We start from the raw sequence: 16,961 nt of genomic DNA, 5'->3' as shown, positions 1-16,961 counted from the left end.
TGCGCTGAAAGGTTAAATAGCCCAGATCTCTGGGCTATCAGTATGGAGAATCACGCAGTCACACGTGAGTGTTAACGCTTTTCCTGTTGCTTCAAAATCCCTGCCTTAAGCACATCCACTTCCTTGCCGTTAATCGTGGCGGTCGCGGAGGTGACCTGAAATTTCAGATCGCTGAACTGGCAAAAGCCGGATTGGTACATCGGTATGAGTGCAGACTTCCGGGACACGATGTATTGCTCTCCAATCGTTTCGGCATCAAGACTATTTGCCCCAAACACAGGAAAAGCGAGCGTCTGTTCGGTGGATGCACCCTCGCTGTTTCTGAGTTGCAGCGTGGCGCGAAAATTAGCGACTTCGCCTAATTTATTCGTATTGATAGAGAAATTAAGCTCGCATTGATACGGGGTGTCCTTTCCGCCGAGGAAGATTGATTCATGCTTTAACGTTAAGATCGGTAATTCACTGCGCGTTGCCTTTCTCTCTTGTTTATCTTTCTCACACTGACGAAAATAATTATCGTCTGGTGTTCTGGCCGTTTCTTCGTAATATTTTTTGGCTTGATGGCAATTTGCTTCAACATACTGCCCGTTGTAATACATCTGGGATAAATAGTTTCCGGCATTACGAACGTTATTTTTATAAGTCCGTTCGAACAGTGAATAGGCTTTTTGGTAGTCGGTTCTGACTCGTAAGCCAGTGTAATACATCTTCCCCAGATTCATTTGCGCAGTGTTATCGCCTTGGCTGGCTGCACGCTCATACCATTTAAGCGCTTCATCTCCGTCAATGTTAACGCCCCATCTTCCTTCTTCGTACGCCAGACCGAGTATATTCTGGGCATCCCGCTGACCGCCTTCTGCCGCGACACGGAACCATTTCAGGGCTTCGACATTTTTATTTTCAATATCGCCATAGCCAAAGTTATAGAGATGGCCGACAAGGAAATTCATTTCTGGATCGCCATCCTTTGCCCAAGCTATGGCTAGCCGCAGAATATCCTGCTGGCTAAAACCGATACGGCTGAAGAAGCGCTGGGTTTCATCATCGCTGCTGCTTAAGTATCTTTTTACTGCCTGAATCAAGCGGGGGCGATCCGATATATTGCGTTCCGCAGCGGCTTTAGCATTATAAATAGAGCGGGTGATTGTGTTTATGACTTCAGCACCCATTTTTAGATCGGTTCGATTCATTTTTTCTGCGAACTGTTTAGCGCGTGCTTTATCCTGCGCCACACCTTTGCCGTATTGATAAAAATACCAGACGTTGTAGCAGCCAAAATTGCCGTCTATTTCGCAGGCCTGCTGATAATACTGGAGTGCTTGCGTGGTGTTTTGCGGGACGGTGATGCCGTATTCATAGATGAACCCCAGCGTGCTCAATGCCTGCGGGTCGTTGTCTTTCGCTAATGTCGTCAACGCGGTTAATGCAGCAGCATCCTGCTGCGTGAGGCGTTCGTAGAGCGTATCTACCTTGTCATTTGCCTGACTGATGGATGCCGCCGACAGGCCGATCAGCGTGGCAATAACGGTTTTCCTTATCATCACTTTTATGTCCTTAATGCATTCCCTGAGTGAATAGCAACGTGTAGCAAAGGTGTCGATCAAGGCGGGGGGTTACCGTAAGTCGTGTTTTTCAGAGCCATCGCCTTAATCACCGTCCTCATTATCCAACGCGCTCGGTTTATTATTCCTCAACAGCGCCCATTTTCTGAACTGGGTCGGCGTCATCTCCATCTGCTGGGAAAAGGCACGTCTGAACGCAGTGTCTTCACTGTAACCGCATTCGGCGGCGACTTGCTTGATATTGGTCACCGGGTTTTCAAGCAGCAGGCAGGCCATTTCAATTCTGACGCGGGTAATAAAATTTTTCGGGCTTTCCGCCGTGAGTTCTTTGAGCTTGCGGTGCAGCGTCCGGTCGCTGAAATTCAGGGCGCGCGCTAATTCTTCTGCGGTGATTGACGGGTTCTCGTAGCGGATGAGTTGTTCGGCGCGCAGCAGCAGGGGGTGTACGGTGTTAATGAACCCCTGTGGAGCGTAAATACGTTGGGAGAGCGGCTGACTATCCGCCACGGCGATATCCGCTGCCAATTTTGCGATCTTAGGCCCGCCACTGCGGCGGATAATATGCAGAGCAAGCTCGACCCAGGACAGCGGCCCGCCGGTGGTAATGATGCCATCTTGTTCTTCCAGCGCTTTGCCCCATACCGGTTTTGCCTTCGGGTATTTCTGCTTAAACGTGTGGTAGAGCCACCATGTCGTGGTGCAAAACCGGCCATCCAGCAGCCCGGCTTCGGCCAGAATGAAGCCCCCCGCACAGGCACCGCCTATCAGCGAGCCCTGTCGATATTGCTCTCTGAGCCACAGCGCGGATTCATTAATGGATGACATCGACATCGGTAATTTATCGGGCCCGAGCATCATTCCGGTCGCCAGCACGACATCCGATTTGCCCACCGCGTCAAACGAGCTGTCTACGTGAATCAGCCTGCCCTGAGCATCACGCACGGGTTTGCCGTCCGCACTGACAATCGACGTTTCAAAAGACAGCGGTGAGGCTGGGGAAGAAATGCTGTCAGGCTGTGTAATCAGCGTTTGGTTCACCATCCAGAAGATATCGGAAAGCCCGGAAATGGCTGATTGCATACTGCCCGGCAGCGCCAGAATGGAGATGTGCATAGTGATTTTTCCCGTCAGACTCTATTTGGCGAATTTTGCATGAACAATGTCAAGTTTGCCATCTTACCGCAAGCATCAACCACGATTAAAATTCAACCATTCGCTATCCCTGATGAAACGCATCGGGGGAAACCGGCAGCCGAATCACTCTTTCAGAGGAAAGCATATGACGCATTACCGCATTAAATGGCTCGGCCATCTGGCTATCGCGTTAGGGCTGGTGCTGTCTGCCAGCGTTCACAATGTTGCGGAGGCGGCAAAAATTAACAATATCGTCTTAGTTCACGGCGCCTTTGCCGATGGCTCTAGTTGGTCTGCCGTCACGGCCCGACTACAGGAAATGGGATACCACGTAACCGCGGTGCAAAACCCGCTGACCTCTTTAGCGGATGACGTTGAAGCGACGGATCGCGTACTGCAAAGGCTGCAGGGCGATGTGCTGCTGGTTGGGCATTCGTGGGGCGGGGCCGTTGTGACGCAGGCCGGCAATGATCCCAAGGTTCGCGGCATTGTCTATTTGTCGGCGCTGGTGCCAGACAGCGGGGAATCTGTCTCTGATTTATTGCAGCGCCTGAAAGCGCCGATGGAAGGCATGGCACCCGATTCCAATGGCCTGATTTGGCTGGATAACCCTGAACAGTACCGTGAGGTGATGGCGGGGGATGTCCCACTGAAGAAAGCACAGGCGCTGGCTGCGGTGCAACAGCCGATTGCCGCAAAAGCCTTTGGCGATCGAGTTCAGCAGGCGGCGTGGAAAAATAAACCAACCTGGTATTTGTTGACGGAGAAGGACAAGGCATTAAATCCATCGATTCAGAAAGCCATCGCGAGCCATATCGGTGCAAAGACGCGAGCTATTTCGTCCAGCCATATGTCTCTGGTGTCACACCCGGAAGCTGTCGCGGATTTTATTGATAGCGCGGCTAAAGCAGTTAAATAAGTGAGCGTTAAAACTCAATGTAGGAGAAGTTATTGTGAATATTTTACATATAGACTCTAGTATTCTTGAGAACGGTTCCGTTTCCCGACAGATTTCTGCTGACGTTGTGGAGCAATTAGTCAAACAGCATCCGCAGGCTGTCGTCTCTTATCGGGATGTGGTTAAAGATGAAATTCGCCACTTAACCGGACCGATTGCCGCAGGTTTCCGCCAAATAGCCTCTTCTTCAGCAGATGAGGCAACGCTGCGGGAACACCAATTATCTGAAGCGTTGGTGACGGAGTTTCTTGCGAATGACGTGATTGTCATTGGCGCGCCGATGTATAACTTTTCCGTCTCGAGCCAATTGAAATCGTGGCTGGATCGGCTAGCGCAGGCCGGCAAGACCTTTAAATATACGGAAAAAGGTCCGGTAGGTTTATCTGGGGGAAGAACGGTTATTGTGGTTTCCTCCCGTGGTGGTTTCTATACCACACCGCCTTTTTTAGATATGGATTTTCAGGAGCGCTATCTTCAGGGCTTTTTCCGCTTTCTTGGTATTACCGATATTCATTTCGTCCGCGCGGAAGGCGCTTCAAAAGGAGATGAAATCAAGAATCGTGAAATCAAAAATGCGAAGTCCTCTATTCATTCTGTGATTACATCCATAGACTAAATATATATACCCTAAATAATTCGAGTTTCAGGCAGGCGGCAAGCGAAGGAGTCCCGATGAGCTTACTTGAGTAAGTGATTCGGGTGACTGAACGCAGCCAACGCACATGCAACTTGAAGTATGACGGGTATATAGCCGATCAATAATCATTGAGGTAGCAATCATGCTCTATGCCATTACGCTGTATTACACCAGCCCGAAAGATGAACTTGAAAAGAGTATTGACGCACACAAAAAATGGCTGGCTGATAATATTAAAAAGGGAAATGTTATTTTTGCCGGCCCGCTGGAAGATGGCACAGGTGGGTTTATTTTAGCCTATGGTGTAGAGATTTCGGATATGGAAGACATTCTGGCCGACGATCCGTTTGTTAATCTGGGATTAGTCAAAACAGAGATAAAAGCCATTGAACCAGGCATCTGTTCGAGCCATTTCTATGCCGAATGGGCAGGGCATGCGAAGGCGTTGTAAATAGTCTATCGATGTCCTTATTATTATGGCTGTGTTAAAGCGCCATGTGTTCATGGCGCTTTAACATCATTGTGGAATAAATAGGATGTCGGGGGGGGGGGCCGATTTACAGCCCTGCGAATGGGAATGGATCTGCTGGTTTAAAGTGTTTTGAGGCTTGACCAGAATAGATTGTGCTTTGGTTCGGTCCCAGATCTAATTTCGCTGCCTTCCCGCCACGTGGAGCAAAATCGATATCTTTCAAGTCGACCCAAAAAATATTGGGCGATACGGCAGATTCAAAAAAGTATTGTAGCGATTTATGGTCGACAACGGTGCGCCAGCGCGTTGAGGCAATATTTGGCATACCCGGCAAGGAATAACCATAGGGAACGGATGCATTCCGTATGATACTGAATGCGGCGGCTAAGTCCGCTTTATCTTTTTCTATTTTACTTTTCTCTGCTACCCCTGCAATGAGTTTATTGGGGTCAACATTTTTTACATAGAATGAGGCGCGAACAAAGCGATCGGCGGCGCGGTTCGTTCCCGGCAGCATCACATTCCCACCTATCTGATCCCAATAGGCATTCAGCGTCAACTGCTGATCAAACGTCGGAGAGTTGGTCATCACCTGATAGTCCTTATTATGGTGAATGACCTGCTTGCCGTCGATATATTCAATAATTGCGCTGTCACCGGATGAATCGGATAAGGAGAGGTGAAGCGTTGCCTTTCTATCCTGGTGCGGTAATTCTTTTGTGACCAGTATAAATTTTTCCGCTTGCAGCGCCTTTACGGCTTCATCGACGGTAGCAAAATTATCTAGTACATATTGTGCCCACGCCGCGACGCTCAAGCCCGGTTTTTGTGCCGTCGGTGCGGTTTTAGGATATTTAGACTCCGCCAGCCAGAGTACGTTAGCCGCCAACCCTTTTTCATTCACACCATCGGTTGTGGAGGCCATATTGGCGTTACTGTCGAAAGCAGAGGCAATGACACTGCCGTATTTTGATGTCCACTCCAGAGAATGCTGGCCTGCGGCACCAGAACGCTTTAATTCTCGTGGGAAAATCCAGAGGTTGGTCTCGGTATCATCGGCCCAGTCCATTGAACGGGCGGTAATGGGGTAATCAAGGTTATTTGGATCCTTATAAACGAACCGCGTACAGGCGAGTGAAACCGCTGAGCCTAGCGTTAATGCTGCTAATGACAGTGCGCATACCGTAGACTTAAGGTGCTTATTATTTCTTATCATTTAATTTCTCCACGTTTATTCTCAGAGGGGTAGTTCACTAATATTACTGCTGATTATAGTCAGTGATTTATTTATGGGAGGTGGTAGCTATAAAAATAAATATAACGATGTATGATGATTAGTTTATTTATTATTATTCAATGGAGCTGTATTTTTTGACGGTCCGTTTATTTTAGGTTTATTTTCAACCAAGCCCCGCATTAAAACGAGCGTTGTATAACACGCGTTGAGACGGTTGTCGGCTTACCCACACAACGTAAAAATAGGTCAATATTTCACCCAGCGCTTAACCTAACCGCCAACTGGCAGTACACTGGTGGCGTGATTTTTTGACCGATTTTCACTGTGGGCTCTCACCTGCAGGCGTATCGATTCCGTTCCCTCTTTTTCAGTGAGCTATCTGGCCTATGACGTACCTCAAATTCTTGGGGATTGGGTTTATTTGTGTGCTGTTGTTGTCTTTTTGGCAAAGCTGGGCGCAGTCAACGCGTAACGGCGAAACGTTTAATGGGCAAAGTTGGTGGTCTGCCAAACGTGATTCTTCCGGCTTAGCGCCGAACCCTGTGCAATTTCGCCAGACTGCTATCGTCCAGGTTTATGCTGCGCCGACTTACGGCTGGCGCGGGCTGGTGGCGGTACATCCGTGGATCATTTTCAAGAACGCGGGGGAAACGCAATATCGCCGCTATGAAGTAGTGAGCTGGGGGAGTGACAACGTCGTCCGTCTTAACCGTTCGGTGGCGGATGCGTATTGGTATGGAGCGAAACCGAAACTGCTGGTGGAGCACCGTGGTGATAAAGCGGAAGCCATGATTCCGCAGATTGAGGCCGCGATCAAAAGCTATCCGTGGCCGAATACCTATCACGCTTGGCCGGGGCCGAACAGCAATACGTTTCTCGCACACATTGGCCGCGAAGTGCCCGCGCTCAAGCTGGATATGCCCGCTAATGCCATTGGCAAAGATTACCGCCCGATCACGCGACCGGTTGGGCTGTCGCCGTCGGGAAGCGGTGTGCAGATTTCGCTGCTAGGCGTGCTGGGTATCACGATGGGCCTGGAAGAGGGAATTGAGGCCAACATTCTGGGGCTAAACATGGGTGTGGATATGAACCCGCCTGCGCTGCGTTTACCCTTTGTTGGCCGCCTCGGCTATGAAAAAACGGGCAGTGAAGAGGGCCGAGGGTAGCGCTTCACCTTTACGCGCCGCATTGCCGCAGGTGTGTCAGCAGATTAGCGACTTCGGGTTGCAATGTCGCGCCGGATTTCACGCCCAGCCAGAGCTGTCGTGAAGCCCACTCATCGGTGAGGCTGATGGCGCGTAACCCAGTGCCGAGCACTCCAGGGCGAATCGCGCCCTCCGGCAAGACGCTGATCCCCAGCCCCGCTTCGATCATGCGACAAATCCCGTCAAAGCTGCTGACCTGTACCCGCAGGCGCAGCACTCTCCCCAGTTCATCCGAGGCATCTTTCAGCTGTTTCAGCAACGAACTGCCATTATTGAGACCGACGTAGTCGTAATCCAGTGTCTCGTTAAAGCTGACTTCTGGTCGCGCGGAAAGCGGGTGCTGGGGCGGAACGAGTACGACAAGCTTATCCTGACGATAAGGAATCTTCTCGACCCCCTGCGAGCCGACATTGTCAGCGAAGATGCCGATATCCGCTTCTCCCATCGCCAGCGCCGTTACTACGGTCTTACTGAGCTTTTCCTCCAGGTTAATACGAATGAGCGGTCGGGCCAGAAGGAATGATGCCAAATCCTGCGGAAGAAACTGAATAATCGCCGAGGTGTTCGCCCACATGTGTACGTGGCCGCGCACGCCAACGGCGTAGTCATTCATCTCACTCGCCATACGTTCCACGTTGCTCAACACATTACGCGCGTGATTCACCAACTCCTTGCCTGCTGGGGTTAACGTCAGGCCGCGCGGCATTCGGATGAATAACGCACAGTCCACGGTACGCTCCAGTTCAGCGATACGCTTGCTCAGGGCAGAAAGCGTGATGTGGAACTTTTCTGCGGCTTTGGTCAGGCTGCCGGTTTGGGCAACCTGCAAAAAGATGCGGAGCGACTGGAGGTCAAAGTGCGTCGGGTTAATCATGGTGTATCTAGCGTCCTCAGCAGAGCAGAAAGCGAGCCAATGACTGGCGTATTGATACCGCGCAGCATGCGGGCACATTTCTTATGTCACGCTGTAATGTAGCACGGCGGATGGTTTTCCTGACAGGAAAGGGTCATTGAGTATTCAGGGATTATCAAAACGCGGCTCTGCGCCTAGGATGGCGTTGTCCTCTCTCTATTTTTGCCCGATGGGTTATCTGGTTGCGTTATGTTCAGTCTAATGATGTTAAGCGATATGTTGCTGTGTTTGTTTTTGGGAGTAGGGCTGGGGGTTTGTGGCGGTATGCTGGGGATTGGCGGCGGATTGATCGCGATTCCGGTGTTGGGAATACTCTTTGGTATGGATCAGCATCTGGCGCAGGGAACGGCGCTGGTGATGATTACGCCCAATGTGCTGATCGGTTTTTTGCGTTACCGCCAGCGTAACCGCATAGATACGCGGATTGCGCTGACCATGTGCGTGTTTGCGTCGATATCTGCCTATTTTGCTGCACACATTGCCTCGTCGATTGATGTTCATCACCTCCAGAATGCCTTTGCCATCTTCCTGCTGGTGCTGGCGGCGTACTACATGTTTCAGTGGTACAACAAACAGCGTAACCATGCCTCGGACATTGTGCTGTCGACCAAATACCTGCCGCTGCTCGGCGTGGCGAGCGGGTTTATGTCGGGCATTTTTACCGTCGGTGGTGGGCTGGTGGTGGTGCCTGTGCTGGTCACGCTGTTTGCCTTTGCTCAAACGCAGGCACAGGGCATGGCGCTGATTCTCGTGGTGCCGGGCGCACTGGCGGCGCTGCTTTCCTACTCGCAGGCTGGCAACGTTGACTGGAGTATCGGCCTGCCGCTGGCGCTGGGCGGGATCTTCAGCGTGTCCTGGGGCGTCGCTCTGGCGCACAAGATGCCGGTTGCTTACCTACGCGGCGCGTTTTGTCTGGTGCTCGTCGGCGTGGGAATCACCATGTTGGCGGTGAAATAATGCGGTGAGAACGAGGGTTAGCGCTGTTACTCATACTTATTTCTTTAAATAGACAGGTATTCAGCTTAAAGTTTTCAGCGCTTTCTCCGTTGATAGGTAGGAAGTGATGCGGTTAGCGTGAATGATGTCTCAGTTTCCTAACCGCTGCTGGAACGGCCCGAGTGAAGTTGGGCCGCGTCCTCTCTGAAGCCCAATCTGAATAAGGCGTGATGTATGAGTCTCGTGAGCTATCTAGGAAAGCAAACTCTCGGTGTACTGGCGGGTTATAAGCAGGATGGTGTGGTCATCCATATTTGCGGCGTCTATCCCAATGCGGATAACAGCCTGCGCGTTTTTTTCCCACACGGGCATGAGTTTGCCGTTGGCGATCTGGCAACTATTCACCTTGATAACCGCTCCGGGGTTGATGAATTTGATGCCAATATTCAGGTCTATCGTGCTTCTTACAAAGGGCGCGTCGTCGTCAGTGACGGAGATTGGGTCGTGCTGGAACCGCGAGAGTGCCAGCTCCTGCATGGTTTCACGCCTGTGCTGGATATTCGCGAACCGGGCTATCAGTTTCCGCAAGATAACCGTCCGTCAAAACCGGTGCCGCTGACGCCGATGGTCGATTTTCCGCAGATGGAAAAGCAGGATTTCTCCAATAAGGTCGGCGTATTAATTACGATGGCCGCCGAACAGCCGCATACCACGGTGCTGGCGTTCCTGTCGTCCGTGGATAACGATATCTTCCTGATTACATTCCCCGAGACCTTTAAATCTCAGCTGCTCAAACGTAATCCACACTGCTTTTTTGCGATGGATGAACGCAGTCATTATACCTTCGAGCGGACCATTGAATGGAACTACACCATTATCGAAGGGGAAGCGTTTATTATCGCGCGCGACAATCCGCTCTATGAAAAAGTGCGGCATGAATTCGTCGCTAAGAACCCGTGGGAAATTGCCTTCTTCACGCGTCCTGATGTCGAGGTTTACCATATTAAAAGTAAACAGCTCGTGTGCCCCGGCAATACTCGACCTGCTTAGCTAAAATATAAAAAAAGAAAATAAACGGGATAGTGCTATCCCGTTTATATAAGTGGCGTTGGTCTACAGCGTTTTTTCTGTCGGTTCCAGCGCCCATTCAACCTTGCCTTTACCCGTGTTTTTGGCTTGGTACAGGGCGACATCCACGCGTTTCATGAAGTGTTCTGTGGGCTCCTGAGGCTGTTTTTGGCCGGCACCAATACTAACGGAAAAGTGATGCCTGTTTTTAATAATGATTTTGCTCGCGTTTTTTAATACTTCTCTTGCCAGCGCCTCTGCCCGATCCTGTGTTCCGGAATACAGAATAATCGCAAACTCTTCGCCCCCGATTCGGGTCGCCACCACCTCACTGTTATCGAAGCGGGAAAGAATATGGCCGAATTTACTTAATACTTCGTCGCCTTTTATGTGTCCATATTTATCATTGATGACTTTGAAATTATCGATATCGATAATAAATAAATAGGGCGATTTCGCTTCGAGCTTTTTTAATTCATTAATAAAAAATCGACGATTAGGAAGCTGGGTAAGTTCATCGCTGAATGACTGTATTTTTGCTTCGATGTACTTATCGTTGATTTTATAGATCAGGTTATACACGCCAAACCCGACGCCAAACATCCCAATAATTCTCAGTAAATCCTCAACGTAATATCCAATGAATTTAGTCTGATAAACAAATTCATCCATAAAATCAAACGTGGCAGAGCATATCCATACGTGTAGCCCGAGGCGAATGGATAAAGCCGAAGTATGGTTAAGTGATATTTTACTGGTACAAGATAGGATAAAAAAAAGAAAAACCAGTGCGATCGCATCGGTATAAGACCCAGGATTGTTGTGCAACTGCTCCTGAAAATCTCGATGCTTTAAGAATAGGACATTAAATATAACGATCAGCGCTGACGATAACAGGGCGAGCCTTATGGAATAAGACGCCTTCTTATTTTTATCAATGAAATCATGATCATATTGTTTAAAAGGCATCACTCACCTCCTCTTGTATCACCTTTTAATCCTATCATGAAACAGATTGAATAGATTCAGTATTATGCAACCGGTGGGTACTCCAGAGAATGACGTAGGGCGGGCTGATGCTGCAAAAGCAGACGCCTGATGGCTCAGGCGTCTTTACCGATTAGAAATCGGCTTTCAGTACAACGCGGTAGCGGGCTTTGCCGTCACGTACGTGCTGGATGGCTTCGTTAATTTTCGACATTGGGAACAGTTCCGTCTGCGGTTTCACGTTGGCGCGCGCGGCGAGCTTCATCAGGGAACGCAGCTCATGCGGTGAACCGGTAGATGAACCAGAAACGCTGCGGTCGCCCGCGATAAGCGTGAAGGCCGGAACGCTGAATGGCTTCATCACCGCGCCGACGGTATGGAACTTCCCGTTATAGGCGAGCGCGTTGAAGTAGGGTTGCCATTCCAGATCGACGCTCACGGTATTGATGATGAGATCGAACTGGCCTGCCAGTGCGGTCAGCGCCTGCGGATCGCGGCTATTAACGACCTTATCGGCACCCATCGCCAGCACTTCTTGCTCTTTTGCTGGGTTCGAGCTGAACGCGGTGACTTCACAGCCCATCGCGTGCAGGAGCTTAATCGCGATGTGACCCAGGCCACCGATACCGATCACGCCGACGCGGCTGGTCGCAGTGACATGGTGCATTAACAGCGGTTTGAACACGGTGATGCCGCCGCACAGCAACGGACCCGCCGATTCGATATCAATGGAATCAGGAAGCGGGATAGCCCACTGCCAGTTCGCACGGATTTTATCGGCAAAACCGCCTTTATTCAGGATTGTCGGCACGCTACCTTGCTGACAGTTGGTTTGGCTACCGCTGATACAGGCATCGCAGTGCCCACAGCTGCGTGCTGTCCAGCCAATGCCGACGCGCTGACCAACCTTCAATCCTTTGTTCTTCGCCGCGTCACCCAGTGCGTGTACACGGCCAATGATTTCATGCCCGGCAACCAGCGGATAGCTCGACATGCCCCATTCGTTATCGATCATCGACAGGTCGGAATGGCACACGCCACAGTAATCAACCGTGACTTCTACGTCTTCCGCTTGCAGTTCACCGGCATCAAACTCATACAACTCCAGCGCTGCGCCTGCTTCCGGTGCGGCATAACTCTTTATCATCGTCATCACAATTTCCTCAGTATGGGTTTGATTAACCAGTCTAAAGGGTTATGGCATTTTTCTCTATGTCACAACGTGCCTGTGGTTTTTCATTTTGTGTCGAGTGGGCGTTCAAGCAGCCTGATGGTTGGCAGAAGTGGCTCTCGTTGTATTAGTGTATTCGAGGTAAGAAGGAGGGAGGGTAAACCGAGAATGCCACTTGGCAAGTTGTGAACCCCCCCAAACTGATTGAATGGGGTTTCCTCGATTTTGTTAATCGGAAGCGGAAATAGAAAACCTTTGCGCCTGTATCGGGTAAAAACATGCCGAAGATAGGTAAGGTCTTGGCTGATGTACGCGATCAGCTTGGCATCCCATGTCTTGATGATTATGGACAGAGGCGATAGGTGCACGGTTTCTGGCATACCATGATTTCAACCTGTTTAGCTGGCTGTGTTGGTAACTTGGCGCACTTGCAGCAGGTGGTTGGGCATGAGAAAAGTGTGATGGATATCGCAAATAGGTGCGTGCATAACTTTCTATTACATACTGTCTGTTATGTAATTGATAGACTAAATTGGGTCTAAAGCATTAAATCCGTTGTATATCGGCTATTTGGCCTGTTTGCACGGTGGTAGTTGAAATTTCTAGGTGCACTGCAGCGGGAAAACCTTATAGATTTAGAACCTAACTCATTACATTTAAAGGATTACTATGGCTGATTATATCAATAGTAACATTCTTAGCCAATCATATGTACATGTAGAGCCTGAGTGGCTTTCGACTGTAAAAGGGAAAGAGAAACAAGAAGCTATTGAAAGGATAAAAAATATAATAATAAAACATGCAGAAGAGAGGATGAAGTTCTTTCTTTATGACGATGTTGATATCGATGTTTCCTTTGAAGATGGTTCTATTAAAGCACGTATTACTGCCTACGGGAGTGTTTGTATTTTACTAAATGCTCTTAATCCAGTTGGTAATTTTATAACAAACTACTCTTCATATAGGGAAGGAATAAAAACAATAGTTTCTGATGTCGCCAGACTCAGTGATGTTGTCAATGCTGAGGTTTTATTCCAGACTAAATCTAGGAGTAAAAATGAAATTATTAGAGTTGAGGCCAGAAAGGGTATCGTCGGTTCGCTTGAAAATATCAATAAAAAAATAAATGAAATTAGCTATAAAACGAAATCACACAAAAAAAATTCTGTTATGTCTATATATCATTCATTCTTGGAATTGCATAATAATATCCTTGAGTTGATGGATAACGTAAATGATACGAATGATAGAGAACTTGTTAAAACAGCACTTATTGATGGGGTTAAAAATATAAATCTAGGAGAGTTTGCATTTGATCTCACCGAGCCCATGTCGAAAAAAATACACGATGATTTGTTAAAAGAAAGAAATGAATTAGTCAAGAATTTAGAAGGCTGCAAGTAACTAAAGTTAGTATTTACGTGTTCGTTGTCAATATTATTCATGGGGAAATAGGTTAGTATGTCAGATCTAAATTTAGTTGAAATTGCAGTATGGCGTGATCGTGAATGCACTCATCAAATTGTTGATTTTGATCTACCTACGACCGTGTGTGACAGGTTAGATAATTTTTTATCAGAAGTTAATAGCTTCTTGGTTGATGGCGATTACGTGCCCACAAGAAATTATTTTCGATTACTATAAAGTTGATCAAAAAACTAAAGAGGATTATATCTCGCCCTAAAGAAATTTTTATTTCAACACGGAAATTATAGCCTTGAAAGCTATTCAAAGCTAGCTAAATAATAGATTGATTTTTAAATTTTTTTTGTGAGTTATTTCATATAAGGTTATTTTATGAAGTCACGTGAACTAAAAACCATCCATGATTTAATCGTTACAAATTACCAAAAAATTGATTTGGGTAATGGTCGTTATCTGCATGTTTTTCAACCTGCGACTACAGATACAATATACCAATTTGAGGCAAATGCAGAGGATATAGTTACTGAAGGTGAAAGATATAATATTGGGTATACTGAGGAGGTTGAAGGCGTAAAGATTATAGACCAATCATGTTTATCTAAATGTTCGGTCTTAGATAAGGACTTTAGCTATCAATATGCTCGTAATATGTCTAAGCAAAAACATGATGAAAATAAAGGAAAAAATGACGTAAGAGTTAAACATGATGAGGTTGAAGGCTATTATTGGGGACGAAAGTATGCATGGAGGGAGTTTGGTTTGGCACTTCCCCGAGATGCATTTGAAAGATACCTGATTGATTGTATCAATCATCCTCATATCGCCTGTAAAATTGAGACTGAAGGTTATCCGCAAGGTGATGATTCTTTCGCTTTTTTAGAGGAGGGGTTAGCAGAGGCAATCGATAATTTAATACAGTCAGCCTATATGGTAAATAAAGGGCCATACTTTAAATCACCCTTATATTATGGGGGCGAAAAAAGATTTACTATCAAAGGTGTTCCTGCTATAACCGACAAAAAATAACATAGTTAATAATCAAGCTTACCATCTGACGTAGATCTGATTCTTAAAGAAAATACGAAGTCTTTTTTTTTCTTATTCACCATGTTCTATTATTGGTAGCAAGGCTCCGTCCCTTTATCAATTCAGTTTACGATTAATACTGTTTTATATAGTGCTCTATACGATCAATGATTGTATTATTGAAAAGTAGAAAGGCGAGCCATTTGGTTCGCCTTTTCATTGCCTCTGGAATTTCTTTTTTGGGACACAAGTTGGGACACTGAGCATTTTTTAGGGTTGAGTCTTTAGCTTCCCGCTGGCATGATCCAGAACAGGGATTAACGGGACGTTAATCGCAACATTTTGATTTTAAATGACTCGGGGTGCCCTTCTTTGTGAAGGCTGAGAAATACCCGTACCACCTGATCTGGATAATGCCAGCGTAGGGAAGTCACGGTATGCCCCACCGGTTGCCGCCTTCTTCCGCGCCGGTTGGGAGACTTATGAATACGCGACCCGCCGACTTTTCTGCCGCTCAGGCAGCAACATCACTGACCCAATTCCGTTCTGCTTCGCCGTTGGTGCACTGTCTGACCAATGATGTGGTGCAATCTTTTACTGCTAATGTGCTGCTGGCGCTGAATGCGTCGCCTGCAATGGTGGTCGATCCCGAAGAAGCCGCGCAGTTCAGCGCGGTGGCCGATGCGCTGCTGATTAACGTCGGGACGCTGGAACGCACGCGCGCTGAGGCGATGCGGGCGGCGGTAAACAGCGCCCATCAGGCGGGTACGCCGTGGGTGCTCGATCCAGTTGCCGTAGGCGGTTTGACCTTTCGGAGTGAATTCTGCCGTGAACTGCTGGCGTGGAAACCGGTGGCGATTCGCGGCAATGCGTCTGAAATCATGGCGCTGGCGGGCTTAGCTGCACAGGGGCGGGGCGTGGATAGCGCCGATGATTCGCTGACGGCGCTCCCTGCCGCACGTGAGCTGGCGCAGCAAGTGGGGACGATTGTTGCGGTGACCGGCGTGGTGGATTATGTCACGGACGGCGAGCGAGATATCGCGGTAACTGGCGGCGATAGCATGATGACGCGCGTGGTCGGTACGGGCTGTGCGCTGTCGGCGGTTGTGGCGGGTTTCTGTTCTCTGGAGGGGGATCGCTTATCGCATGTAGCGGCGGCGTGTTATGTCATGGCGCAGGCGGGACAGCAGGCAGCCTCGGTGGCGCAGGGGACGGGGAGTTTTATACCCAACTTCCTCGATAGACTCTATACCCTGCGCGCGGAGGATCTGGCATGAAGCGTATCAATGCGTTGACGATTGCAGGCACCGATCCGAGCGGCGGTGCGGGTATTCAGGCGGATTTAAAAGCCTTTTCCGCGCTGGGCGCTTACGGCACCTCGGTCATTACCGCGCTGGTGGCGCAAAACACGCGCGGCGTGCAGTCCGTCTACCGGATTGAACCGGATTTTGTCGCGGCACAGCTGGATTCCGTGCTGAGCGATGTGCGTATCGACAGCGCCAAGATTGGGATGCTGGCGCAGACTGATATTGTCGAAACCGTTGCCGAGCGTCTGCGTCATTACGCGGTGCCTTTCGTGGTGCTGGACACCGTGATGTTGGCGAAAAGTGGCGATCCGCTACTCGCGCCGGAGGCGGTGGAATCGATCCGTCGTGAACTGCTGCCGCTGGTTTCCCTGATTACGCCCAACTTGCCGGAAGCCGCCGCGCTGCTGAATACGTCACCCGCCGCTAACGAGCGGGAAATGCGTGAACAGGGGGAAGCGCTGCTGGCGATGGGCTGTCAGGCGGTGCTGATGAAAGGCGGTCACCTCAGTGAAGCGGAAAGCCCGGACTGGCTGTTCAGCCGTCAGGCCGAACCATTGCGTTTTAGTTCTCCGCGCGTGAATACTCGTCATACACACGGTACTGGCTGCACGCTGTCTGCTGCGCTGGCGGCGCTGCGACCACGTCACGATAGCTGGGGCGAGACGGTCAAGGCAGCGAAGGACTATTTACAGCAGGCATTACAGCAGGCCGACACGCTGGAGGTCGGGCACGGCATCGGCCCCGTTCATCACTTCCACCACTGGTGGTAGCACCATAAGTAAATTGACTTGTACTTTGCGTGACATATTTGTCAGTAATTTCAAACTAAATTAAGCGTGCTCGGCATAGACAGCACGCGGTTCGTCCGGTTACTTTGCTGTGAATTCTTGGCGTTAATGTGAAATAGGATGTGGGGATAATAT

The 16,961-nt window shown here is 49.1% G+C and carries 16 protein-coding genes, 1 pseudogene and 1 riboswitch; of the genes and pseudogenes, 11 read left to right on the top strand and 6 right to left on the bottom strand.

Annotation, left to right across the window (positions count from 1 at the left end):
* Positions 1-71: 71 nt before the first annotated feature.
* Entirely contained in the window at positions 72-1,541 is a 1,470-nt protein-coding gene (locus tag BJJ97_RS20635) for an SEL1-like repeat protein (RefSeq protein WP_095995178.1), read from the bottom strand.
* Between the two features lie 105 nt (positions 1,542-1,646).
* Positions 1,647-2,675: a GlxA family transcriptional regulator gene (locus tag BJJ97_RS20630; RefSeq protein WP_095995177.1), complete on the bottom strand. Its 1,029-nt coding sequence runs from the start codon at positions 2,673-2,675 to the stop codon at positions 1,647-1,649.
* Positions 2,676-2,841: 166 nt separating this feature from the next.
* Between BJJ97_RS20630 and BJJ97_RS20625 the strand changes: the two genes are divergently transcribed.
* The 3 genes from BJJ97_RS20625 (at position 2,842) to BJJ97_RS20615 (ending at position 4,742) form a co-directional block, all read left to right on the top strand.
* Positions 2,842-3,615 carry an alpha/beta fold hydrolase gene (locus BJJ97_RS20625; RefSeq protein WP_095995176.1) on the top strand — a complete coding sequence of 258 codons (774 nt, stop codon included), beginning with the start codon at positions 2,842-2,844 and terminating at the stop codon, positions 3,613-3,615.
* Between the two features lie 34 nt (positions 3,616-3,649).
* The gene (locus tag BJJ97_RS20620; protein ID WP_095995175.1) at positions 3,650-4,270 is read left to right on the top strand and encodes an FMN-dependent NADH-azoreductase; all 621 of its coding nucleotides are present in this window, start codon (positions 3,650-3,652) and stop codon (positions 4,268-4,270) included.
* A gap of 163 nt (positions 4,271-4,433) precedes the next feature.
* The gene (locus BJJ97_RS20615) at positions 4,434-4,742 is read left to right on the top strand and encodes a YciI family protein (protein ID WP_095995174.1); all 309 of its coding nucleotides are present in this window, start codon (positions 4,434-4,436) and stop codon (positions 4,740-4,742) included.
* Between the two features lie 106 nt (positions 4,743-4,848).
* On the opposite strand, the gene BJJ97_RS20610 is transcribed toward BJJ97_RS20615, so the two are convergent.
* Positions 4,849-5,979 (bottom strand): linear amide C-N hydrolase, encoded by a 1,131-nt coding sequence (locus BJJ97_RS20610; protein ID WP_095995173.1) that lies wholly within the window; start codon positions 5,977-5,979, stop codon positions 4,849-4,851.
* Positions 5,980-6,386: 407 nt separating this feature from the next.
* Between BJJ97_RS20610 and BJJ97_RS20605 the strand changes: the two genes are divergently transcribed.
* Positions 6,387-7,166 (top strand): DUF3750 domain-containing protein, encoded by a 780-nt coding sequence (locus BJJ97_RS20605; protein WP_095995172.1) that lies wholly within the window; start codon positions 6,387-6,389, stop codon positions 7,164-7,166.
* A gap of 10 nt (positions 7,167-7,176) precedes the next feature.
* On the opposite strand, the gene BJJ97_RS20600 is transcribed toward BJJ97_RS20605, so the two are convergent.
* On the bottom strand, positions 7,177-8,079 hold the full coding sequence (locus BJJ97_RS20600; protein WP_095995171.1) for a LysR family transcriptional regulator: 903 nt from the start codon (positions 8,077-8,079) through the stop codon (positions 7,177-7,179).
* Between the two features lie 228 nt (positions 8,080-8,307).
* On the opposite strand from BJJ97_RS20600, the gene BJJ97_RS20595 reads away from it, so the two are divergent.
* A complete protein-coding gene (locus BJJ97_RS20595; RefSeq protein ID WP_095995170.1) occupies positions 8,308-9,075 on the top strand; it encodes a sulfite exporter TauE/SafE family protein in 768 nt (255 codons plus the stop codon).
* 213 nt (positions 9,076-9,288) lie between these two features.
* Positions 9,289-10,104, top strand: a complete 816-nt coding sequence (locus tag BJJ97_RS20590) for a hypothetical protein (protein ID WP_095995169.1) — start codon at positions 9,289-9,291, stop codon at positions 10,102-10,104.
* A gap of 63 nt (positions 10,105-10,167) precedes the next feature.
* Here the strand turns inward: BJJ97_RS20590 and BJJ97_RS20585 are convergent, their stop codons facing one another.
* On the bottom strand, positions 10,168-11,091 hold the full coding sequence (locus tag BJJ97_RS20585; RefSeq protein ID WP_095995168.1) for a GGDEF domain-containing protein: 924 nt from the start codon (positions 11,089-11,091) through the stop codon (positions 10,168-10,170).
* A gap of 151 nt (positions 11,092-11,242) precedes the next feature.
* Complete coding sequence (gene ahr, locus BJJ97_RS20580) at positions 11,243-12,262, bottom strand: NADPH-dependent aldehyde reductase Ahr (RefSeq protein WP_095995167.1); 1,020 nt, start codon at positions 12,260-12,262, stop codon at positions 11,243-11,245.
* Between the two features lie 92 nt (positions 12,263-12,354).
* Here ahr and BJJ97_RS22355 point away from each other — a divergent pair.
* From BJJ97_RS22355 to thiD, 5 genes and pseudogenes are all read left to right on the top strand, one after another.
* Positions 12,355-12,822: pseudogene (locus BJJ97_RS22355) on the top strand (integrase); the annotation flags it as partial.
* Between the two features lie 127 nt (positions 12,823-12,949).
* Positions 12,950-13,684: a hypothetical protein gene (locus BJJ97_RS20570; RefSeq protein ID WP_095995166.1), complete on the top strand. Its 735-nt coding sequence runs from the start codon at positions 12,950-12,952 to the stop codon at positions 13,682-13,684.
* A 393-nt stretch (positions 13,685-14,077) separates the two neighbouring features.
* The gene (locus BJJ97_RS20565) at positions 14,078-14,731 is read left to right on the top strand and encodes a hypothetical protein (RefSeq protein ID WP_095995165.1); all 654 of its coding nucleotides are present in this window, start codon (positions 14,078-14,080) and stop codon (positions 14,729-14,731) included.
* A 348-nt stretch (positions 14,732-15,079) separates the two neighbouring features.
* A riboswitch (TPP riboswitch) is annotated at positions 15,080-15,176 on the top strand.
* A gap of 37 nt (positions 15,177-15,213) precedes the next feature.
* Positions 15,214-16,008 (top strand): hydroxyethylthiazole kinase, encoded by a 795-nt coding sequence (gene thiM / locus BJJ97_RS20560; protein WP_095995164.1) that lies wholly within the window; start codon positions 15,214-15,216, stop codon positions 16,006-16,008.
* Positions 16,005-16,808, top strand: a complete 804-nt coding sequence (gene thiD / locus BJJ97_RS20555) for a bifunctional hydroxymethylpyrimidine kinase/phosphomethylpyrimidine kinase (protein WP_095995163.1) — start codon at positions 16,005-16,007, stop codon at positions 16,806-16,808. The genes thiM and thiD overlap by 4 nt, the downstream gene beginning before the upstream one ends.
* Positions 16,809-16,961: the final 153 nt, after the last annotated feature.

This window comes from Pectobacterium polaris (genome assembly GCF_002307355.1).
Lineage (GTDB): Bacteria > Pseudomonadota > Gammaproteobacteria > Enterobacterales > Enterobacteriaceae > Pectobacterium > Pectobacterium polare.
This window is presented reverse-complemented; position numbering and strand designations above follow the sequence as displayed.